Annotated in this window: 20 protein-coding genes; 7 read left to right on the top strand and 13 right to left on the bottom strand. The window is 59.1% G+C overall.

Features of this window, described 5'->3' with window-relative positions; translation table 11 throughout:
- Positions 1-103: 103 nt before the first annotated feature.
- Together ACP3TY_RS17230 and ACP3TY_RS17225 are read left to right on the top strand one after the other, a co-directional pair.
- Complete coding sequence (locus ACP3TY_RS17230) at positions 104-316, top strand: type II toxin-antitoxin system HicA family toxin (RefSeq protein ID WP_053118442.1); 213 nt, start codon at positions 104-106, stop codon at positions 314-316.
- The gene (locus tag ACP3TY_RS17225; RefSeq protein WP_053118443.1) at positions 316-720 is read left to right on the top strand and encodes a type II toxin-antitoxin system HicB family antitoxin; all 405 of its coding nucleotides are present in this window, start codon (positions 316-318) and stop codon (positions 718-720) included. The genes ACP3TY_RS17230 and ACP3TY_RS17225 overlap by 1 nt, the downstream gene beginning before the upstream one ends.
- Positions 721-788: 68 nt before the next feature.
- On the opposite strand, the gene ACP3TY_RS17220 is transcribed toward ACP3TY_RS17225, so the two are convergent.
- Entirely contained in the window at positions 789-1,976 is a 1,188-nt protein-coding gene (locus ACP3TY_RS17220; protein ID WP_426618055.1) for an MFS transporter, read from the bottom strand.
- A gap of 233 nt (positions 1,977-2,209) precedes the next feature.
- Between ACP3TY_RS17220 and ACP3TY_RS17215 the strand changes: the two genes are divergently transcribed.
- A complete protein-coding gene (locus tag ACP3TY_RS17215) occupies positions 2,210-2,830 on the top strand; it encodes a DUF5666 domain-containing protein (protein ID WP_159812674.1) in 621 nt (206 codons plus the stop codon).
- A 120-nt stretch (positions 2,831-2,950) separates the two neighbouring features.
- On the opposite strand, the gene ACP3TY_RS17210 is transcribed toward ACP3TY_RS17215, so the two are convergent.
- The 8 genes from ACP3TY_RS17210 to gcl all read right to left on the bottom strand — a co-directional run bounded on the left by ACP3TY_RS17210 (position 2,951) and on the right by gcl (position 12,692).
- Positions 2,951-3,949 (bottom strand): sulfate ABC transporter substrate-binding protein, encoded by a 999-nt coding sequence (locus ACP3TY_RS17210; RefSeq protein WP_053118449.1) that lies wholly within the window; start codon positions 3,947-3,949, stop codon positions 2,951-2,953.
- 185 nt (positions 3,950-4,134) lie between these two features.
- Entirely contained in the window at positions 4,135-4,959 is an 825-nt protein-coding gene (locus ACP3TY_RS17205; RefSeq protein ID WP_159812675.1) for an ion transporter, read from the bottom strand.
- Positions 4,960-4,980: 21 nt separating this feature from the next.
- Positions 4,981-5,895: an urea transporter gene (locus ACP3TY_RS17200; RefSeq protein WP_426618054.1), complete on the bottom strand. Its 915-nt coding sequence runs from the start codon at positions 5,893-5,895 to the stop codon at positions 4,981-4,983.
- Positions 5,896-6,122: 227 nt separating this feature from the next.
- On the bottom strand, positions 6,123-7,538 hold the full coding sequence (pyk, locus tag ACP3TY_RS17195) for a pyruvate kinase (RefSeq protein WP_282359054.1): 1,416 nt from the start codon (positions 7,536-7,538) through the stop codon (positions 6,123-6,125).
- Positions 7,535-8,809, bottom strand: coding sequence for a glycerate kinase type-2 family protein (locus ACP3TY_RS17190; RefSeq protein ID WP_426618053.1), 1,275 nt, complete (start codon positions 8,807-8,809; stop codon positions 7,535-7,537). Before ACP3TY_RS17190 ends, pyk begins: the two co-directional genes overlap by 4 nt.
- A 154-nt stretch (positions 8,810-8,963) precedes the next feature.
- The gene (locus ACP3TY_RS17185) at positions 8,964-9,857 is read right to left on the bottom strand and encodes a 2-hydroxy-3-oxopropionate reductase (RefSeq protein ID WP_007919937.1); all 894 of its coding nucleotides are present in this window, start codon (positions 9,855-9,857) and stop codon (positions 8,964-8,966) included.
- 131 nt (positions 9,858-9,988) lie between these two features.
- The gene (gene hyi / locus ACP3TY_RS17180; protein WP_008083506.1) at positions 9,989-10,771 is read right to left on the bottom strand and encodes a hydroxypyruvate isomerase; all 783 of its coding nucleotides are present in this window, start codon (positions 10,769-10,771) and stop codon (positions 9,989-9,991) included.
- Between the two features lie 145 nt (positions 10,772-10,916).
- Positions 10,917-12,692, bottom strand: coding sequence for a glyoxylate carboligase (gene gcl / locus ACP3TY_RS17175; protein WP_426618052.1), 1,776 nt, complete (start codon positions 12,690-12,692; stop codon positions 10,917-10,919).
- A 268-nt stretch (positions 12,693-12,960) separates the two neighbouring features.
- Here gcl and ACP3TY_RS17170 point away from each other — a divergent pair, with 268 nt between their 5' ends.
- Positions 12,961-13,401: a GlcG/HbpS family heme-binding protein gene (locus ACP3TY_RS17170; RefSeq protein ID WP_053118462.1), complete on the top strand. Its 441-nt coding sequence runs from the start codon at positions 12,961-12,963 to the stop codon at positions 13,399-13,401.
- Positions 13,402-13,613: 212 nt separating this feature from the next.
- Positions 13,614-14,072 (top strand): REP-associated tyrosine transposase, encoded by a 459-nt coding sequence (locus ACP3TY_RS17165; RefSeq protein WP_426618051.1) that lies wholly within the window; start codon positions 13,614-13,616, stop codon positions 14,070-14,072.
- A 102-nt stretch (positions 14,073-14,174) separates the two neighbouring features.
- On the opposite strand, the gene ACP3TY_RS17160 is transcribed toward ACP3TY_RS17165, so the two are convergent.
- A complete protein-coding gene (locus ACP3TY_RS17160) occupies positions 14,175-14,780 on the bottom strand; it encodes a TetR/AcrR family transcriptional regulator (RefSeq protein WP_150647094.1) in 606 nt (201 codons plus the stop codon).
- 135 nt (positions 14,781-14,915) lie between these two features.
- On the opposite strand from ACP3TY_RS17160, the gene ACP3TY_RS17155 reads away from it, so the two are divergent.
- The gene (locus ACP3TY_RS17155) at positions 14,916-15,830 is read left to right on the top strand and encodes a DUF808 domain-containing protein (protein ID WP_053118471.1); all 915 of its coding nucleotides are present in this window, start codon (positions 14,916-14,918) and stop codon (positions 15,828-15,830) included.
- Between the two features lie 135 nt (positions 15,831-15,965).
- On the opposite strand, the gene ACP3TY_RS17150 is transcribed toward ACP3TY_RS17155, so the two are convergent.
- On the bottom strand, positions 15,966-16,754 hold the full coding sequence (locus tag ACP3TY_RS17150) for an MlaA family lipoprotein (RefSeq protein ID WP_053118473.1): 789 nt from the start codon (positions 16,752-16,754) through the stop codon (positions 15,966-15,968).
- Entirely contained in the window at positions 16,747-18,045 is a 1,299-nt protein-coding gene (locus ACP3TY_RS17145; RefSeq protein WP_426618050.1) for a serine/threonine protein kinase, read from the bottom strand. Before ACP3TY_RS17145 ends, ACP3TY_RS17150 begins: the two co-directional genes overlap by 8 nt.
- Before the next feature lie 224 nt (positions 18,046-18,269).
- Here ACP3TY_RS17145 and ACP3TY_RS17140 point away from each other — a divergent pair, with 224 nt between their 5' ends.
- Positions 18,270-18,626, top strand: a complete 357-nt coding sequence (locus ACP3TY_RS17140) for a hypothetical protein (RefSeq protein ID WP_426618049.1) — start codon at positions 18,270-18,272, stop codon at positions 18,624-18,626.
- A gap of 82 nt (positions 18,627-18,708) precedes the next feature.
- Here ACP3TY_RS17140 and ACP3TY_RS17135 read toward each other — a convergent pair whose 3' ends face one another.
- The gene (locus ACP3TY_RS17135; RefSeq protein ID WP_426618048.1) at positions 18,709-20,304 is read right to left on the bottom strand and encodes a glycosyl hydrolase family 17 protein; all 1,596 of its coding nucleotides are present in this window, start codon (positions 20,302-20,304) and stop codon (positions 18,709-18,711) included.
- Between the last annotated feature and the right edge of the window lie 175 nt (positions 20,305-20,479).

Genomic DNA, 20,479 nt, shown 5'->3' with positions numbered 1-20,479 from the left:
ATCACATGTTGTAAAACAACCGGGCGTCGCTCTGAGCATTTCTGTGCTTGAGTAAAGGTAACTCTAGGGTTATTTTTAAAAGGCCAGGGCAAGGAGGCGGTTGGTGCAAAGCAGGCAATTGATCAAGGAGCTGGAGGAGGCGGGCTGGACGCTGGATCGGATCACCGGCAGTCATCACATTTTCACTCATCGCTATAACCCGAACACGATTCCCGTCCCTCATCCTAAGAAGGATTTACCGTTAGGGACGGTCAAGAGCATCAGGCGGCGTGCGGGGTTATACAACCCGTCAGTCAGTTACAAAGGAGATCCGTAATGCAATACCCAATCTGCATCGAATGGGGCGACGAGAACACTGCCATCGGTATTCAGATCCCCGATATTCCTGGCGCCGTGACGGCGGGGGATAGCTTTGAAGATGCCTACAATGCGGCCGTTGAAATTGCGCACATCATGCTGCAGGAGATTGCAGCAGATGGCGACGCTATTCCCATGCCGACCTCTGCCTCGGCGCACCGTAATAACCCGGAGTTCGCCGAGATGGGCTGGGGCATGCTCGAGCTGGATATCTCGCCGTATCTGGGCAAGACCGAGAAGGTCAACGTGACGCTCCCCGGTTACGTGATTCAGCGCATCGATCGTTATGTGCGCGAACACAACGTCAAAAGCCGCTCCTCCTTTCTGGCGGATGCGGCGATGGAGAAGCTGGTTCGGTATTAACCGTCCTCGCTCCCTCAGGCCCGGTGAGTGACCTGTGGGAGCGAGCCTGCTCGCGAAGCTTTTGCAGCTTACGCCGTGGCCAACGATCGCCCTTGCGAAGCACTCAAAAACCGCAGCAACGCCAACAACGGAAACACACTCCCCACAATCACGATCCACAACCAGCCGCCATGTTCATACACCGCACTGGCCACCGACGAGCCGAAGGCGCCGCCGATGAAGATGCTGGTCATGTACAGGGCGTTGAGGCGGCCACGGCTTTTGGCGTCCAGCGAGTAGACCGCGCGTTGGCCGAGCACCATGTTCATTTGTACGCAGAAATCCAATACCACGCCGGTTACGGCCAGGCCGATGACGCTGTAGGCGGGGTGGATGAAGGCGGGCAGGAAGCTCAGGCTGGCGAAGATCATGGCCAGCAGCGAGGCGATGCGGGTGTGGCCGGCGTCGGCCAGGCGTCCGCTGATCGGGGCGGCGATGGCACCGATGGCGCCGACCAGGGCGAAAATCGCGATCTCGCTTTGCGACAGACCATGGTTGCGCGCCAGTTCCAGCGGCACGGCCGTCCAGAACAGGCTGAACGTGGCGAACATGCAGCCCTGATAAAACGCACGTTGACGCAGCACCGGTTGTTGGCGCAGCAGCGTCCACAACGAGCCAAGCAGTTGGCCATATGTGGCACTGTGATCCGGCTGGCGCTTGGGCACGGTCAGTGCCAACACCACGCTGATCGCCGCCATCAGTGCCGCAGCAATCATAAACATCGCCCGCCAGCCGAGGTGATCTGCAACCACGCTCGATACCGGTCGCGCCAACAGAATACCCAGCAACAAACCGCCCATGATCCCGCCGACCACACGGCCACGGGATTCCTCCGGAGCAAGGTGCGCCGCCAGAGGAATCAGAATCTGCACCGACACCGAACTGAAACCCACCAGCAACGAGATCAGCAGAAACACATTGGGCTGATCGGTAAACGCCGCCGCCAACAGGCTGGCAATCGCCACTACGGTAGTGATGATCATCAACCGGCGGTTTTCCAGGAGATCCGCCAGCGGTACCAGAAAGAACAGGCCCAGCGCATAACCGATCTGCGTCAGCGAAACGATGAAACTGGCCATGGTGTCGCTCAGGCCAATGTCCGGCGCGATCAGGCCGATGATTGGCTGCGCGTAGTAGATGTTGGCAACGATGGCGCCGCAGCAGAAGGCGAACAGCAGCACCATGCCTCGGGTCATTGCGTGAGTCGCGGCGGTCATAGGGGTTACTCGATCCAGCGAAAGGAATGCGATGAGGCTAAGGGACAAACCGAACGGGCAGAAGCAGCCTTCGGTTGATATCAGTTATTACGTCGGGTAATGACGGCCGTGGCCATTCGGGGCGAACCTTGCGTCCGACCGTTGAGGGCTGATGATACATTCACTTACATCTTCTTCGATAGCGTGCTTATGTTTGCATCGGCTTGTTCCACGTTGATCACCGGAGGAATGCAATGTTTCGTCAGACGCTTCGCCATACCGCAACGATTGTCCTGATCAGCCTGCTCGGCGCCGCCAGCGTGCAGGCCGCCGACGCACCTGGCATGCGCCTCGGCGTGCGCGGCGAGATCACCGGGGTCAGCCCGGACAGCTTGAAAGTCCACGTCAACAGCGGCGAGAACGTGGTGATTCAGTTGACCGGCGACACCAAGGTTCGCGCCGTTACCCTGGCCAACATCGAAGACATCAAACCCGGCAGCTACATCGGCTCGGCAGCGATGCCTCAGGAAGACGGCACGCTCAAGGCGCTGGAAGTGCATGTGTTTCCACCGGAGCTGGCGGGGAGTGGCGATGGTCATCGACCGTTCGATCTGGCCAAGGGCAGCAGCATGACCAATGGCAGCGTCGGCGATCTGGTGGTGAGCAATGGGCGGGTGCTGACGGTGAACTACAAGGGTGGGCAGCAGAAGATTCTGGTGCCGGAGGATGTGCCGATTGTGAATCTGCTGCCGGGCGATCGGAGCTTGCTGAAGGTTGGGGTGAAGATTGTCACGTTCGTGACGCAGAGCGCGGATGGCACGCTGACGGCGCAATCCATCTCCGCCGGCAAGGATGGCCTGACCCCACCGATGTAATCGCCTAAACACAATCCCCCTGTAGGAGCTGCCGAAGGCTGCGATCTTTTGATCTTGCTTCTAAAACATCAAAGGCAAAAGATCGCAGCCTTCGGCAGCTCCTACAAGGGTAATCAGGTGTTACTGCCCGGTATAAATCTGATCGAACACACCGCCATCATTGAAGTGAGTCTTCTGCACCGTACGCCAGTCACCAAAGGTCTTCTCAACCGAAAGGAAATCAACTTTCGGGAAACGATCGGTGTACTTCGCCAGCACCGCCGGATCACGCGGACGCAGGTAGTTTGCCGCCGCAATTTCCTGACCTTCCGGCGACCACAGGTACTTCAGATATTCATCCGCCGCCGCCCGTGAACCCTTCTTGTCGACGACTTTATCCACCACGGAAACCGGTGGCTCAGCCTCGGCCGAAACGCTCGGGTAGATCACTTCAAATTGATCACGACCAAACTCGCGAGCAATCATTTCCGCTTCGTTTTCGAAGGTCACCAGCACGTCGCCGATCTGGTTGGTCATAAACGTGGTGGTCGCGGCACGGCCACCGGTATCCAGCACTGGCGCTTGCTTGAACAGTTTGCCGACGAACGCTTTGGCCTTGTTCTCGTCGCCGCCGTTCTTCAGCACATAACCCCACGCGGACAGGTAGGTGTAGCGGCCGTTACCCGAGGTTTTCGGGTTCGGCACGATCACTTGCACGCCGTCCTTGAGCAGATCCGGCCAGTCTTTCAGGGCTTTCGGGTTGCCTTTACGCACGATGAACACGGTTGCGGAAGTGAACGGCGCGCTGTTGTTCGGCAGACGGGTGACCCAGTTCTCCGGCACCAGTTTGCCGTTGTCGGCGAGGGCGTTGATGTCGGTGGCCATGTTCATGGTGATGACGTCAGCCGGCAGGCCGTCGATCACCGAACGCGCTTGCTTGCTCGAACCACCGAAGGACATCTGCACGGTGATGTTTTCGTTATGCTCGGCTTGCCAGTGTTTCTGGAACGCAGTGTTGTAGTCCTTGTAGAAATCGCGCATCACGTCGTAGGAAACGTTAAGCAGCGTCGGGGCTGCCTGAGCGATGTTGGCCAAGGCCAGGCCGGCGGCGAGAAGTGAGGCGCCAAAGAGTTTTTTCACTGCGCATTCCTTGTTATCTATTTATGTAGGAGCTGCCGAAGGCTGCGATCTTTTGATCTTGATCTCATAAAACCAAGATCAAAAGATCGCAGCCTTCGGCAGCTCCTACATTGGGGGGGTGATGTTTAATTGCCACGACTATAACGGGCTGTGCATAGTCGCTTAAAGATTAAAAAGCTCTTTGCTTATTCCACTTTCTTGAATAGCTGATTGCCGCACCGCGAGCAGAACGCCGCGCCGTGTTCGTGGCTGTTTTTCTTGCACACCGGGCAGTCGTGCTGCAGCTGTTCACCGCGCATGGCGTTGGCCAGTTCGGCGGTGAAAATACCGGTGGGCACGGCGATGATCGAGTAACCGGTGATCATCACCAGCGACGAAATGACCTGACCCAACGGCGTCTTCGGCACGATGTCGCCGAAGCCCACAGTGGTCAGCGTGACGATCGCCCAATAGATGCCTTTGGGAATGCTGGTGAAGCCATGCTCCGGGCCTTCGATCACGTACATCAGCGTGCCGAATACCGTCACCAGCGTGCAGACGCTGACGAGAAACACGACGATCTTCTGCTTGCTGCCGCGCAGCGCCGACATCAAATAGTTGGCTTGTTTGAGGTACGGGCTGAGCTTGAGCACGCGGAAAATCCGCAGCATGCGGATGATCCGGATTATCAGCAGGTACTGCGCATCGCTGTAATACAGCGCAAGGATGCCGGGCACGATCGCCAGCAAATCCACCAACCCGTAAAAACTGAAGGCGTAGCGCAGCGGCTTCGGTGAGCAGTACAGACGCAGGATGTACTCGCCGAGAAAGATGATCGTGAAGCCCCACTCGATGTAGGCCAGCACATTCGCGTAGTTCTGGTGAATGCTGTCGATGCTGTCGAGCATCACGATCACCAGACTGGCGAGGATGATCAACAGCAAGATGCCGTCGAAGCGACGCCCGGCGAGGGTGTCGCTCTGGAAAATCATGACGTAGAGCCGTTCGCGCCAATTGTTGCTGCTGTCCATGGAAAACGCCTGAATCAAAGATCAGCGCAGCCTAGGTTGATTCTCACCGTGAGCGCAAGGCGCACGCTCGACCGACGCTTTGCCGAGCATCTGAATCCCGGCGCGGATCAGCCAGCCGGCGAGGATGAATGGCGCGGTCAAAGTGGCGAGGCCAACCGCTGCAAACAACGGCGTGACCAGCAGCGCGAGAACGATGCCGAGCAGCGGCAACCACGGTTGTTGGCGTTGCGACGAAAAGGCGAGGGCGGCGAGCACGGCGTTGTAGCTGCCGATGCCGAGCAGTGCGACGCTGGTTTCGTGGTGCAGCAAACTGGAACCGAGGCCGATCGCCGACGCCAGCAGCGCCCAGCAAAACGCGCGGCGATCCGCGACCAGCAAACCGATGGCGATCAATGCGCCGGCCAGTGGATGACCGAGAAACATCACCTGGCCGAGGCCCCGCAGTTCGGCGGCGAGCAGGTTCAGCGTGCTCATTTCGACGTGTGCCATCGGCGCCGACGGTTCGGCGAACAGCAACAGAACCCAGCTCATCGCGACGAACGGCGAGGTGTAGGCCGGAATCGATCGGCTGCTGTAGACATGTTTGAGCCATTGTTGCGTGACCATCGCGCTCAAGCCGCCAGCGGCAAGAATCAGCGGCGGCAGCATTGGCGACCATGGGAAATACAGGCTCAGCAGCAGACCGAGCAAGATGCCGTTGTAGCTGAACAGTCCAGCCTGGCGATCAGCCTTGGCGTAATTGCGGCGTTGCGCGGTGAGCAATCCGGCGACGGCACCGAGCAGCGCCCCGGCGAACAGCACGGGTGCGGTCAGCAGGATCGCCAACAGACACAGCAGGCCGCACAGCGGATGGCGCTGGAGGAATATTTGACTGAAACCGTTGAGCAAAGCCTCGGCCCAGTCGGGGCAGTGGGTGTTGAAATGATTGGCAGGCATGTTGAGAAAATCTGGGCAGTTGGAACATCAAAAGGTCTTGCAAGTCACTGTGGCGAGGGGATTCAGCGAAACGTCGCACCGCCCCGATGGGCTGCGAAGCGGCCCCAAATTCGGTGCATGCGGTTTTTCTGTGAAAACTGTCATGTCCGAAAAGCTGTGACTGCTGCGCAGTCAATCGGGGATAAATCCCCTCGCCACAGGTTTTGTACTCACATTAAGAATGTGGGTCAGATCAATGTTTCGATCCGCAGCGAGTTAGTCGATCCAGGCTGGCCAAACGGCACACCGGCAGTAATCAGCAGCGTGTCGCCACGCTCGGCCATGCCTTGGGCCTGGGCGATTTCCAGTGCGGTGGAGCAGACTTCGTCGACCTGACGCAGGCGATCGTTGACCACCGAGTGAATCCCCCACGCCACGCTCAGACGCCGCGCGGTTTGCAGATTCGGCGTCAGGTTGAGGATCGGCGCTTTCGGCCGTTCCCGCGCGGCACGCAAACTTGAGGTGCCCGACTCGCTGTAGTTGACCAGCACCGCCACTGGCAGCACGTTGCTGATGCGACGGATCGCGCAACTGATCGCATCGGACACGGTCGCTTCAGCCTTCGGCCGGCTGACGTCGAGCTGGGTCTGATAATCCGGGCCGTTCTCCACCTGGCGGATGATCTTGCTCATCATCTGCACGGCTTCCAGCGGGTACTCGCCGGACGCAGTTTCTGCCGAGAGCATCACTGCATCGGCACCTTCGGCCACGGCGTTGGCGACGTCAGTCACCTCGGCGCGGGTCGGGGCAGGGGAGAAGCGCATCGACTCAAGCATCTGCGTCGCCACCACCACCGGTTTTCCGAGTTCGCGGCAGGTAGTGATGATGTTTTTCTGAATCTGCGGCACGCTTTCGGCCGGCACTTCAACGCCAAGGTCGCCACGGGCCACCATGATCGCATCGCTCAATTCCGCGATTTCACGCAGCTGTTCAACCGCGGAAGGCTTCTCGATTTTTGCCATCAAAAAGGCTTTGTCGCCGATCAATGCGCGAGCTTCGATGATGTCTTGCGGACGCTGCACAAACGACAGCGCTACCCAATCCACGCCCAGTTCCAGACCGAAGCTCAAATCGCGGCGATCCTTGGCGGTCAGCGGGCTGAGGTCGAGCACGGCTTGCGGTACGTTCACGCCTTTGCGATCCGACAACTCGCCGCCGTTGAGCACGGTGGTGTCGATCGCATCGGCGTATTTGCTGACCACGCGCAGACGCAGTTTGCCGTCGTCGAGCAGCAGATCCATGCCCGCTTCCAGCGCTTCGATGATTTCCGGATGCGGCAGATTCACTCGGCGCTGATCGCCCGGTGTCGCGTCCAGATCGAGACGGAAGGCCTGACCGCGATGCAGTTGCACCTTGCCGTCAGCGAACTTGCCGACGCGCAGTTTCGGCCCCTGCAAGTCCATCAGAATGCCCAGCGGGTAGTTGAGCTGGCGCTCGACTTCGCGGATCCACTGATAGCGCTTGGCGTGGTCGGCGTGATCGCCGTGGCTGAAGTTCAGGCGGAAGATATTGACCCCGGCCTCGACCAGTTCACGGATCTCTTCGATGCCGTCGACAGCAGGCCCGAGGGTGGCGAGGATTTTTACCTTTTTATCAGGCGTCATGATTTGCAGCTCTCAAGGATCAGAATGGCGCGGAAGTCGTTGACGTTGGTGCGGGTCGGCTCGGTGACGATCAGCGCATCGAGCGCCTCGAAATAACCGTAGCCGTTGTTGTTATCCAGCTCGTCGCTGGCGCTCAAACCGAGGGCGGCGGCGCGGGCGTAGCTGTCCGGGGTCATGATCGCGCCGGCGTTGTCTTCCGAGCCGTCGATGCCGTCGGTGTCACCGGCCAGGGCATAGACGCCGGGCTGGCCTTTGAGATTTTCGGTCAGGCTCAGAAGGAATTCGGCGTTGCGTCCGCCACGGCCATTGCCGCGCACGGTCACGGTGGTTTCGCCACCGGACAAAATCACGCACGGTGCTGCCAGTGGCTGACCGTGGTTGATGATCTGGCGGGCGATGCCGGCGTGGACTTTCGCCACTTCGCGCGACTCACCTTCGAGGTCGCCGAGGATCAGCGTGCTGAACCCGGCCTGACGGCATTTCACCGCCGCCGCATCCAGCGATTGCTGAGGACGGGCGATCAATTGGAAGTGGCTGCGCGCAAGACTCGGATCACCGGGTTTGACGGTTTCCGACTCTGGGCTTTGCAACCAGTTGCGCACGGAAACGGGAATCTCGATGCCGTAGCGTTTGATGATCGCCAGCGCTTCGGCGGAGGTGCTTGGATCGGCCACGGTCGGGCCGGAAGCGATGACCGTGGCGAGGTCGCCCGGCACATCGGAAATCGCGTAGGTGTAAACAGTGGCAGGCCAGCAGGCCTTGCCGAGACGGCCGCCCTTGATCGCCGAGAGGTGCTTGCGCACGCAGTTCATCTCGCCGATGGTCGCGCCGGATTTGAGCAGGGCTTTGTTGATCGACTGCTTGTCGGCGAGGGTGATGCCTTCGGCCGGCAATGCGAGCAGGGCAGAACCACCGCCGGAGAGCAGGAAGATTACGCGGTCGTCTTCGCTCAGGTTGCTGACCAGTTCCAGTACGCGTTTGGCCACGGCCAGACCGGCAGCGTCCGGCACCGGATGCGCGGCTTCGACCACTTCGATTTTTTCGCACGGGGCGCCGTGACCGTAACGGGTCACCACCAGGCCAGACACGTCACCTTGCCAGCAATTTTCGACCACTTGCGCCATCGCAGCAGCGGCTTTGCCGGCACCGATGACGATCACCCGGCCAGTACGATCGGCAGGCAAATGGGCTTCGAGGACTTGGTTCGGATGGGCCGCGTCGATGGCTGTGGCAAACAGCTCGCGCAGCAGTTGTTGCGGATCGACCGACATGGCGGGCTCCCGGAATTCTTGTTATTCGAAAGGGCAACTCGGAACCCTTGTGGGAGCGAGCCTGCTCGCGAAGGCGGTGTGTCAGCCAACATGGATGTTGAATGTGCAACCGCTTTCGCGAGCAGGCTCGCTCCCACAGGGTTTTGTGCAGGGCTTATTTGTTGTCGCGAATCGAGAAGTTGGCCATGTGCTCCAGACCTTTGATCAGCGCCGAGTGATCCCAGTTGCTGCCACCGATCGCTGCGCAGGTGCTGAACACTTGCTGGGCGTTGGCGGTGTTTGGCAGGTTGATGTTCAGCTCTTTGGCGCCTTGCAGGGCCAGGTTCAGGTCTTTCTGGTGCAGGCTGATGCGGAAGCCTGGATCGAAAGTGCCTTTGATCATGCGCTCGCCGTGCACTTCAAGGATCTTCGAGGACGCGAAACCGCCCATCAGTGCTTCACGCACCTTGGCCGGATCAGCGCCGTTTTTCGAAGCGAACAGCAGGGCTTCAGCGACGGCCTGAATGTTCAGGGCAACGATGATCTGGTTGGCGACTTTGGCGGTTTGACCGTCGCCATTGCCACCGACCAGGGTGATGTTTTTGCCCATGGCCTGGAACAGTGGCAGCGCGCGTTCGAAGGCATCGGCATCGCCACCGATCATGATGCTCAGGGTCGCGGCTTTGGCGCCGACTTCACCACCGGATACCGGTGCGTCGAGGTATTGCGCGCCTTTCTCGTTGATCTTCGCCGCGAAGGCCTTGGTGGCGGTCGGCGAGATCGAGCTCATGTCGATCACGATTTTGCCTTTGCTCAGGCCAGCGGCAACGCCGTCAGCGCGGAACAGTACGTCGTCTACCTGCGGGGTATCCGGCACCATGACGATGATGAATTCAGCTTCCTGCGCGACTTCGCGCGGGTTGGCCAGGGCGACGGCGCCAGCGGCAACCAGATCGGCCGGGGCGGCGTCGTGGTGCGCCGACAGGAACAGGCTGTGACCGGCTTTCTGCAGGTTCGAAGCCATTGGGTGGCCCATGATGCCGGTGCCGATAAATCCGATTTTAGCCATGAGAAAATCCTCTTGTTTTTGTCTTTCCCCTGTAGGAGCTGCCGAAGGCTGCGATCTTTTGATCTTGATCTTCAAAATAACAAGATCAAAAGATCGCAGCCTTCGGCAGCTCCTACAGGGTCATGTGTTTGTCAGATTGCGTTGTGCGACTTCAGCCAGCCGAGGCCTGCTTCGGTGGTGGTCAGCGGCTTGTATTCGCAACCCACCCAACCCTGATAACCGATGCGGTCGAGGTGTTCGAACAGAAACCGATAGTTGATCTCACCGGTGCCCGGCTCGTTGCGGCCCGGGTTGTCCGCGAGCTGCACATGGTTGATCTCGCCCAGGTGCGATTGCAGGGTGCGGGCCAGATCGCCTTCCATGATTTGCATGTGATAGATGTCGTATTGCAGATACAGATTGGCGCTGCCGACCTGTTCGCGAATCGACAGGGCTTGCGCCGTGTTGTTCAGGTAGAAACCCGGGATGTCGCGGGTGTTGATTGCTTCCATCACCAGTTTGATGCCCGCCGCTTGCAGCTTGTCAGCCGCGTATTTCAGGTTGGCAACGAAGGTTTTTTCCACGGTGACGTCATCAACGCCTTGCGGACGAATACCGGCCAGGCAGTTGATCTGGGTGTTGCCCAGCACTTGTGCGTAAGCGATGGCCAGATCGACACCGGCACGGAACTCTTCAACCCGATCAGGCAGACACGCGATACCGCGCTCGCCCTTGGCCCAGTCACCGGCCGGCAGGTTGAACAGCACTTGGGTCAGACCGTTGGCGTCGAGCTTGGCCTTGATTTCGGCAGAGCTGAAATCGTACGGGAACAGGTACTCGACACCGCTGAAACCAGCCTTGGCGGCGGCGTCGAAACGGGCAAGGAAATCCTGTTCGGTGAACAGCATGGACAGGTTGGCTGCGAAACGCGGCATGGTGGTCTCCCGTTGCAAATTAATGATGATGACCCCGTGTAGGAGCTGCCGCAGGCTGCGATCTTTTGATCTTGATCTGTTAACAACAAAGATCAAAAGATCGCAGCCTGCGGCAGCTCCTACAGGAGCATCAGGCCATGGCGGATCAGTCGAGCAGCGAAATCGCCGTTGGCGCATCGTTGCCGACCAGCGCCAGGTCTTCGAATTCGTTGACGGCGTTGATCTCGGTACCCATGGAGATGTTGGTCACACGCTCCAGAATGATCTCGACGATTACCGGCACTTTGAACTCTTCGATCATCTGTTCGGCCTTGCGCAGGGCAGGGGCGATTTCCGATGGTTCGAACACACGCAGCGCTTTACAGCCGAGGCCTTCAGCGACTGCGACGTGGTCAACACCGTAACCGTTGAGTTCCGGCGCGTTCAGGTTATCGAAGGACAGCTGCACGCAGTAGTCCATTTCGAAGCCGCGCTGTGCCTGACGGATCAGACCCAGGTACGAGTTGTTCACCACGACGTGGATGTACGGCAGTTTGAACTGAGCGCCGACCGCCAGTTCTTCGATCATGAACTGGAAGTCATAGTCCCCCGACAGGGCCACAACTTTGCGGCTCGGATCGGCCTTCACCACGCCCAGCGCTGCCGGAATGGTCCAGCCCAACGGGCCGGCCTGGCCACAGTTGATCCAGTGCCGCGGCTTGTAGACGTGCAGGAACTGCGCGCCGGCAATCTGCGACAGACCAATGGTGCTGACGTAGCAGGTGTCCTTGCCGAACACCTGGTTCATTTCTTCGTAAACGCGCTGTGGTTTTACCGGCACGTTGTCGAAGTGGGTTTTGCGATGCAGGCTGGCTTTGCGCTGCTGGCAGTCTTGCAGCCAGGCACTGCGGTTTTTCAGCTTGCCGGCGGCTTGCCATTCACGCGCCACTTCGATGAACACGGTCAGTGCTGCAGCGGCGTCGGACACGATGCCCAGATCCGGCGTGAACACACGACCGATCTGCGTGCCTTCGATGTCGACGTGAATGAACTTGCGGCCTTCGGTGTAAACGTCAACCGAACCGGTGTGGCGGTTAGCCCAACGGTTACCGATCCCCAACACCACGTCGGATTTCAGCAGGGTCGCGTTGCCGTAACGGTGCGAAGTCTGCAGACCGACCATGCCGACCATCAAGGGGTGATCGTCCGGGATGGTGCCCCAGCCCATCAGGGTCGGGATTACCGGGATGCCGGTCAGCTCAGCGAATTCAACCAGCAGATCGCTGGCGTCGGCGTTGATGATGCCGCCGCCTGCTACCAACAGTGGACGCTCAGCCTGATCGAGCAGCGCCAAAGCCTTCTCGACCTGAATGCGGGTCGCGGTCGGTTTGGCCAATGGCAGCGGCTGGTAAGCGTCGATGTCGAATTCGATTTCGGCCATCTGCACGTCGAACGGCAGGTCGATCAGCACTGGGCCTGGACGGCCGGAGCGCATTTCAAAAAACGCTTTCTGGAACGCGTAAGGCACCTGGCCTGGTTCCAGAACAGTGGTCGCCCACTTGGTGACTGGCTTGACGATGCTGGTGATGTCGACAGCCTGGAAGTCTTCCTTGTGCATACGGGCGCGGGGTGCCTGGCCGGTAATGCAGAGGATTGGAATCGAGTCGGCCGAGGCGCTGTAGAGCCCGGTGACCATGTCGGTACCGGCAGGGCCGGAAGTGCCGATGCACACGCCGATGTTGCCGGCTTTAGTGCGGGTGTAGCCCTCGGCCATGTGCGAGGCGCCTTCGACGTGGCGAGCAAGGACGTGATCGATGCCACCGACTTTCTGCAAGGCGGAGTACAGCGGGTTGATGGCAGCGCCCGGGATGCCAAAAGCGGTATCAACCCCTTCACGGCGCATCACCAGAACGGCGGCTTCGATTGCTCTCATTTTGCTCATGGTTTTGTGCCTCTTTACGTTTTGTAATTGTATACAAGTGGCTTTGCGCAGAGTGTATTCACGGCGGACGGCGCAGGTCAATCCATTTTCTCAAGCGCCTGTTTCATTCGTCGGAAGCCTTTATGACTGTGGCTTTTCGTCGCATGTGGCGCTTTTCGAGAATTATTGTATACAAAAAAATAATTCATTGTGTTCTATTTGTTGCATCGGACTGCGGCACAAAACCGCAGGCCCACGACTTTCCCTATAACAAAATGAGGACGGCACCATGAGCGCTTTAACCTTGAAAGTCGCAGTCAAACTGGTCAACGAGGCCATTAACGCAGGGCGCGGCATCAACGCCGCACCCCTGACCATCGCAGTACTCGACACCGGCGGCCACTTGGTGACCCTGCAACGCGAAGACGGCGCCAGCCTTCTGCGCCCACAAATCGCCATCGGCAAAGCCTGGGGCGCCATCGCCCTCGGCAAAGGCTCGCGCCTGCTCGCCCTCGACGCCCAACAACGCCCGGCCTTTATTGCTGCGCTGAACAGCATGGGCCAGGGCAGCGTCGTGCCGGCACCGGGCGGTGTGTTGATTCGTGATCAGGCGGGGAATGTGCTGGGAGCGATCGGGATTAGCGGCGATCTGTCGGATATCGATGAGCAAGTGGCGATTAAAGCGGTGGAGGCGCTGGAGTTGCGGGCGGATGCGGGGGTGGCTGCTTGATCTTTAGCGTCTGATTAATCGCTTTCGCGAGCAGGCTCACTCCCACATTGGATTTGTGGTTCGACACAAAATGTCTGAATACCCCGAACCCCCTGTGGGAGCGAGCCTGCTCGCGAATACGATCTCAAAAACACATCTTGCTAAAAACCGGCACCTGCTCCGACATTCACAGAACTAGCCTTTTCATAAACCGCATATGAAAAGGCAAAGGAATGCTGGATCTATCTGCTTCACATCGCTTGCGCGTCGGCCGCTACTCCGAACACAACCGCATCTACCTGCTGACTACCAATACGGCGGGGAGACGCCCTATTTTCAAAGACTTTGCGCTTGGCCGATTGGTCGTGAACCAGTTCCGGGTCGCAGAGGGAAAGGGATTAGCAAACACGCTGGCATGGGTTGTCATGCCGGATCATTTTCACTGGCTGATCGAATTGAAGAGTGGTTCGCTTGGCGAGTTGATGCAGCGAACCAAATCCCTCAGTACCAAAGCCGTGAATCTCTCAACGGGTAGAGACACCAGTATTTGGCAATCAGGCTTTCATGATCGTGCATTGCGCAGAGAAGAAGACTTGGTGAAGCTGGCTCGATACGTCGTGGCCAACCCGTTGCGGGCAGGCTTGGTGGATAAGCTTGGCGACTATCCACTGTGGGATGCGATTTGGGTTTGAGCTTATTTTCTGTGGCGCCGCCATTCGCGAGCAGGCTCGCTCCCACAGGGGATTTGTGAACGCCACAGATCCAATGTGGGAGTGAGCTTGCTCGCGATAGCATCAGTCCGGCTCACACCCTTTCAACACCAACCGGATTATCGTCTGCGCCGCCGCTTCGTAATCCGCTTCATCCAGCTTCTCCTTCCCCGTCACCGCAGAAATCTGCCAGTCGAAGTCGGCGTAAGTCTGGGTCGCGGCCCAGATGCTGAACATCAGGTGATTAGGGTCGATCGGGGCGATCTGGCCGCGGTCGATCCAGCTCTGGATGCAGTCGATGTTGTGCTTGGCCTGGCCGTTGAGTTGCTCGACCAGGTCGGCGCTCAGGTGTGGGGCGCCGTGCATGATTTCGCTGGCGAACACTTTCGAGGCGAACGGCAGATCGCGGGAGATGCGGATCTTCGAGCGGATGTAGCCGCTCAGCACTTCGCTCGGAACGCCGTCCGGATTGAACGGGGTCGAGGCCTGCAAAATCGGCACGATGATGCTTTCCAGTACCTCGCGGTAAAGGTTTTCCTTGGACTTGAAGTAGTAGTAGACGTTGGGCTTGGGCAATCCCGCCTTGGCGGCGATGTCGCTGGTTTTGGTCGCAGCGAAGCCCTTGTCGGCAAACTCCTCACTGGCGGCACGCAGGATCAGTTCTTTGTTGCGCTCGCGGATTGTGCTCATAAACCCGGTGGTTCCTTGCCTGTTCTGGCGGTTGCGCATGGTAGCACCGGCCTCGCGCAGCGCTCAAGAATGCACCGCGTGGTCTATGGTCGCGTTATGCTTCGCAACATTCATACATAAAAGGAAACAGGATTCATGGCAGGAAGCAGTTTGCTGGTGCTGATCGATGACATCGCCACCGTTCTGGACGACGTTGCCTTGATGACCAAGATGGCCGCCAAGAAGACCGCGGGCGTGCTCGGCGATGATCTGGCGCTGAATGCCCAGCAAGTCTCCGGTGTGCGTGCCGAGCGCGAGATTCCCGTGGTCTGGGCGGTAGCGAAGGGTTCGTTCGTCAACAAACTGATCCTGGTGCCGTCGGCGCTGGCGATCAGTGCGTTCGTGCCGTGGCTGGTGACGCCGCTGTTGATGGTCGGCGGCGCGTACCTGTGCTTCGAGGGTTTCGAGAAACTTGCGCACAAATTTCTGCACAGCAAGGCTGAAGACGACACCGAGCATGCGCAACTGAAGGAAGCAGTGGCTGATCCGGCAACTGATCTGGTGGCGTACGAGAAGGACAAGATCAAGGGTGCGATCCGCACGGATTTCATCCTCTCGGCAGAAATCATCGCGATCACCCTCGGCACCGTGGCGGATGCGTCGCTGACTCAGCAAGTGGTCGTGATGTCGGGCATCGCTATTGTCATGACTGTTGGCGTTTACGGGTTGGTGGCGGGCATCGTCAAACTCGACGACCTCGGTTTGTGGCTGACGCAGAAGCCTGGGCAGGCAGCCAAGAAAATCGGCAGCGGCATTCTGAGCGCGGCGCCGTACATGATGAAAACCTTGTCGGTGGTCGGTACGGCGGCGATGTTTTTGGTTGGCGGCGGCATCCTTACTCACGGCGTACCGGTGGTGCATCACTGGATTGAAGGTGTGGGCGCGGCGGCGGGTGGGGCCGGGTTTGCGGTGCCGATGTTGCTGAATGGCGTGGCGGGGATTATTGCCGGGGCAGTGGTGCTGGCGGTGGTATCCGTCGTCGGCAAAATCTGGAAATCTGTTAAAGGCTGAAAGATCGCAGCCTTCGGCAGCTCCTACAGGTGTACGCGATGCCCATGTAGGAGCTGCCGCAGGCTGCGATCCTTTGATCTAAAAAAAGGGCCATTCGACTCGCATCGAATAGCCCTTTTTTGTACCCGCCGAAAACTATTCGGCGATCTGCAGCTTGCGTGCTTCGGTGTACACGTAACGCACTTTCTCGTACTCGAACGGCGAGTTCATCTGGCCGTAACGGAAGCTGGTCTGGTAGCGCTTGTCGACCGCGCGCAGGGCCCAGACTTCCGGGTGGTCGGAGCTGACTTCCGAAACGTTGAGGAAGTTGATCGCCGATTCGGCGGTGTAATCCACGGCGAGGCCAGCGGTGTCGCGGATGTTCGACGGGCCGAGGATTGGCAGCACGAAATAGGCCCCGCCCGGTACGCCGTAGAAGCCGAGGGTCTGACCAAAGTCTTCGCTCTGGCGCGGCAGGCCCATGGCGGTCGCCGGATCCCACAGACCGCCGATGCCGATCGTGGTGTTGAACAGCAGGCGCGCGGTGGTTTCCATTGAACGCTGGCCCTTGAACTGCAGCAAGCTGTTGATCAGGTTCGGCACGTCACCCAGGTTGTTGAAGAAGTTGCTCACGCCAGTACGCACGAAGCTCGGCGTCACGTAACGATAACCGTCGACCACCGGCAGGAACACCCATTCGTCGAAGCGGTAGTTGAAGTGGTAAACGCGGCGGTTCCACGATTCCAGCGGGTCGTAGACGTTCAGCGCGTTGAGCGTCGAACGCTCGAATTCGCGCTGATCCAGACCCGGGTTGAATTTCAGTTTCGACAGCGGCTCCTTGAAGCCGTCACTGTCGACCACCACCGGTGCATTGGCTTTGCTGTTGTCGGCCTGAGCCACGCCTGCACAGAGTAACGCTGTCGCCAGCAGGAGATATTTAGCCACGGAAGAACTCCAGCATGGCGTCGCTGTTGACGCGGTAGTTAATGTTGCCGCAATGGCCGCCCAATGGATAAACGGTCAAGCGATCACCGAAGGTCTTGCGCAGGAAACCGAGGTCGCCCGGGCCGAGGATCACGTCGTCGGCGTTGTGCATCACGGCGATTTTCGGGCTGTCATGCAGGTAATCCTTGAGCGCATACAGGCTGGCCTGATCGACCAGTTGCAGCAGGCTGCCGCCGTCAGTACGCGCGCGCCACATCGGAATCACTTGATCGGTCAGATAGCATTCGAAGTCGCACTGCAGCGCACGCTTGAGGTACGGCGTGAGGCTGGTGCCTTCGGTGATCTCGGTTTTCGGCGGGGTGATCAGACCACGACGATTGATCAAGTCCGAGGTGAACGCGATGTCGGCTGCCGAGAAGCGGAACGAGGTGCCGATCAACATCGCCATCTGCTCGTTGGTCAAATGCTGCTTGGACTGCTGGAAGTCATAGAGCAGCGCATCGTTGAGGTCGATGTAGCCTTTCTGCTGGAAGTAGCGGGTCAACTTGTTCAGCACCAGTTCATAGAACGTGGTGCTGTTGTTGATGCCTTTCACTTCGGTCTGCACCAGCTTGTCGAGGTTGCTGATCGAGGTGTAGAGGTTGACCGGCGGGTTGAGCAGCAGGACTTTCTTGAAGTTGAAGCTGCGGCGGGTTTCGTCCAGGTGCGCGACGAAGGCTGCGTCCAGCGCACCGAGGCTGTAACCGGTGAGGTAATACTCGGTCACCGGCAGTTTCGGGTTCTGCGCCCGCACGGCCTGCATGACCCGGTACATGTCTTCAGCATCGTCCTTGGTAATGCCGGGGGTGGCAAAACGAGAAGCGGCACTGATGAAGTCGAAACTGGTCGGCGACGACAACTGCACGACGTGGTAGCCGGCCTTGTAGTAGAGCTTTTTCAGGTATTCGTTGAGCGTGCTGTCATAGCGCGCGCCGGTGCCGGCGATCAGGAAGATCAGCGGGGCCGGTTTGTCCTGGGTAGCGATGCGGTAGGTGAGCTTTTTCACCGCCCAGAAGTTGTCCGGCAGAATGAATTCACGCTCCGGGCGCAATGTGAGGCTGCGATCGGACTGATCGATGTCGTCATCCAGCGGCAGCTCCGGACGCAAATCCGGCGGGGTGGTGGCGATAGTCGCCTCAAACGGGTTGGTGAGGGGGTAGCCATAGCTGGCGGGGTCGATATCCACCGCCAGTGCGGACGCACTCAAAATAAGGCCGCTGATCAGCGCGGCGAAGCGCAAGGAACGGAGCATGACTAGATCCCTTAGAGGAAGGTGCCGAATGAAGTTCGCAGGCTATGACCACCGGGTTTGCGCCAAAGTGCCATGCAGCGGCACCAAACAGGCAGAATTCGGAGTAATAGTAGCTGGACGATACACTTTGCACGCCCTTGATGAACAGTTAACAGTTGTTATCGCTTGCGAAGTATTGAAGGCAGATTAAGCTGGCCGCCGATTTCCGAAGATTGGAGTGCTTCATGTCCCGCCGCTTGCCCTGGATTTTGCTGCTTGTTTTGTTGCCGTTATGGCTGGCCGCCAGCTATGGCGCGCGTTATGGCTTTATGGAAGACGGCAAATGGGTGGGCATCTGTGTGGATGAGGCCAGCCGTTGGGAATGCCAAGTGCGCTCGAACCTTGGTTTGATGATTCATTTCAAGGTGCTGGGCTGGACGGCGCTGGGTGCGGCGCTGATCGGTTTTGTCGTGCCCGGGCGGGCAGGGTGGTGGATGGCGGTGTTGGCGCTGGTGGCCGGATTGCCGGCGCTGGCGTTGTACAACACGACGTTGGCGGTGTTTGCGGCGGTGATTGCCGGGTTGCGCCTGGTCAGAGCGTAAAAAGATCGCAGCCTGCGGCAGCTCCTACATTGGGGTGACGTACACCCTGTAGGAGCTGCCGAAGGCTGCGATCTTTTGATCTTCAGCCCTTGCGAACCCGCAGGCAGCGCCAAAGAGCAGCCACCATCAACCCACTCACCAACGCCCACCCCCACGCCTGCTGATTCTGCAAACCTTCCACATACAACTGCGGCGCAATCCCCGCGCCGATGATAAACGCCAGCAAGGCAATCTCCCGACGCGGCACGCTCACCGGGCGGCTCAGGTAAACCAGCGCCGGCAGCACAAACGCCATGCTCGCAAAGCTGCGATAACGCGCGTCGAAGACCATCTCCAGCATCATCACCGCTGCGGCAAACCCTGCCGCCGCGACCAGCCAGCCCGCGCGACGCTCCAGCAGATTGAATGCGCGTTCACGCCATCCCGTTCGCGCACTCAGCGTCAGCGCCGCATGCGCCAGCACCAGTAGATTCAGCGCTGTCAGCAAAGCGACCCACAGCCATTCACTGGTAAACCGCGTGGTCACGCGCGCCAGATCGCCCCATGCGCCAATCGAACACGCGGCGAGGGCGCCCAGCAGTGGCAACACCAGTGCAGCGCGCGTACTGCGAACGCGTCCGCCCAGCAGCAAAGTGCCGAGGAAAATCAAACCACCGACCGCCAGCCATTCTTTCCAGTACGGCACATTGGTCACCGGCCCGGCGAGCACGCCTTTGTCCTGACGATCCGCATCAAACAGACCCCAATACCCGCCGACAGCGCCTTCACTGCCACGTTTCCACGGCTGGTCAAACGCTTCGATCAGGTTGTAATGCCAGCCTTCTTTTTCGGCCATCGCGACAAAACCACGAATGAATTTGGCCTCATTGACCCGGCTCGGCAGGGCGGTCTCGCGCTGACGGCCTTCGCTCGGCCAACCGGTTTCGCCAATCATCACGTCCTTCGGCGCGAACTTGTTGCCGAACACGCGGCGCACATCCGCCACGTGTTGCAGGGCGGCATCGATGTTCGACGGATCATCTTCCCAGTACGGCAGCAAATGAATGGTCAGGAAATCCACCGCCGGCGCGACTTCCGGGTGTTTGAGCCAGAACTCCCAGACATCGGCGTACGTGACCGGTTGCTTGACCTGGCTTTTGACCTTGTTGATCAGTCGGGCCAGTTGCGCGCCGGTGACTTCTTTGCGCAGCAGCGCTTCGTTGCCGACGATCACCGCGCTGACCACGTCCGGGTTGGCGTTGGCCGATTTGATCAGCAGGTCGACTTCTTTTTCGGTGTCGACCGGGTTGCTGTTGACCCACGCGCCGATCATCAATTTCAGACCGTGTTTGCGCGCCAGATCCGGCAACGCTTCGAGGCCCGTCATCGAGTAAGTGCGAATGCATTCAAAACGTGTCGCCAGCAGCGCGAGGTCAGCGTCCATGCGCTCCGGGCGCAATTTGAACGGCACGTCGAACGGCGACTGATCCTTATCGAACGGCGTATAGGACGCGCATTGCAGCTTGTGCGTTGGCGTCGCGGCGTCCGGCAGAATCACCGGTTGGCCGAGGCCATACCAGAAGCCGCCGAGCGCAAACAGCCCAAGCAGGCAGGCGAATAAATAAGCAGGGAAGGGGAAGCGGGACGTCGCGGACATGGTCGGGCCGAGTGGCTGCAAAGCGACGCATGTTACCTGCATTTATAGAGGGGTTGGTGGCCCGCACGATTTTGACATGCAAAGTTCGGGCGGATTGTCTGGCGCCAATTATTCGAAGGCAGTTAATGGCCTTCTGATGTCGTTTCTTATTGTCTTGAGGTCGCTGACAGAGCAGGTCGCGAGGGGCGTGAGGTTGATGATCAAAGTATCAGCACTC

Source organism: Pseudomonas rustica (genome assembly GCF_049959085.1).
Classification (GTDB): Bacteria; Pseudomonadota; Gammaproteobacteria; order Pseudomonadales; family Pseudomonadaceae; genus Aquipseudomonas; species Aquipseudomonas rustica.
The sequence above is the reverse complement of the archived record's forward strand: the minus strand, read 5'-3'. Positions and strand labels throughout refer to the sequence as shown.

Excerpts from the sequence above, each read along its gene's own strand:
- ACP3TY_RS17225 (WP_053118443.1), top strand. The coding sequence starts at position 316 with ATGCAATACCCAATCTGCATCGAATGGGGCGACGAGAACACTGCCATC.
- ACP3TY_RS17220 (WP_426618055.1), bottom strand. The coding sequence starts at position 1,976 with ATGACCGCCGCGACTCACGCAATGACCCGAGGCATGGTGCTGCTGTTC.
- ACP3TY_RS17215 (WP_159812674.1), top strand. The coding sequence starts at position 2,210 with ATGTTTCGTCAGACGCTTCGCCATACCGCAACGATTGTCCTGATCAGC.
- ACP3TY_RS17205 (WP_159812675.1), bottom strand. The coding sequence starts at position 4,959 with ATGGACAGCAGCAACAATTGGCGCGAACGGCTCTACGTCATGATTTTC.
- ACP3TY_RS17200 (WP_426618054.1), bottom strand. The coding sequence starts at position 5,895 with ATGCCTGCCAATCATTTCAACACCCACTGCCCCGACTGGGCCGAGGCT.
- pyk (WP_282359054.1), bottom strand. The coding sequence starts at position 7,538 with ATGACGCCTGATAAAAAGGTAAAAATCCTCGCCACCCTCGGGCCTGCT.
- ACP3TY_RS17190 (WP_426618053.1), bottom strand. The coding sequence starts at position 8,809 with ATGTCGGTCGATCCGCAACAACTGCTGCGCGAGCTGTTTGCCACAGCC.
- ACP3TY_RS17185 (WP_007919937.1), bottom strand. The coding sequence starts at position 9,857 with ATGGCTAAAATCGGATTTATCGGCACCGGCATCATGGGCCACCCAATG.
- hyi (WP_008083506.1), bottom strand. The coding sequence starts at position 10,771 with ATGCCGCGTTTCGCAGCCAACCTGTCCATGCTGTTCACCGAACAGGAT.
- gcl (WP_426618052.1), bottom strand. The coding sequence starts at position 12,692 with ATGAGCAAAATGAGAGCAATCGAAGCCGCCGTTCTGGTGATGCGCCGT.
- ACP3TY_RS17170 (WP_053118462.1), top strand. The coding sequence starts at position 12,961 with ATGAGCGCTTTAACCTTGAAAGTCGCAGTCAAACTGGTCAACGAGGCC.
- ACP3TY_RS17165 (WP_426618051.1), top strand. The coding sequence starts at position 13,614 with ATGCTGGATCTATCTGCTTCACATCGCTTGCGCGTCGGCCGCTACTCC.
- ACP3TY_RS17160 (WP_150647094.1), bottom strand. The coding sequence starts at position 14,780 with ATGAGCACAATCCGCGAGCGCAACAAAGAACTGATCCTGCGTGCCGCC.
- ACP3TY_RS17155 (WP_053118471.1), top strand. The coding sequence starts at position 14,916 with ATGGCAGGAAGCAGTTTGCTGGTGCTGATCGATGACATCGCCACCGTT.
- ACP3TY_RS17145 (WP_426618050.1), bottom strand. The coding sequence starts at position 18,045 with ATGCTCCGTTCCTTGCGCTTCGCCGCGCTGATCAGCGGCCTTATTTTG.
- ACP3TY_RS17140 (WP_426618049.1), top strand. The coding sequence starts at position 18,270 with ATGTCCCGCCGCTTGCCCTGGATTTTGCTGCTTGTTTTGTTGCCGTTA.
- ACP3TY_RS17135 (WP_426618048.1), bottom strand. The coding sequence starts at position 20,304 with ATGCAGGTAACATGCGTCGCTTTGCAGCCACTCGGCCCGACCATGTCC.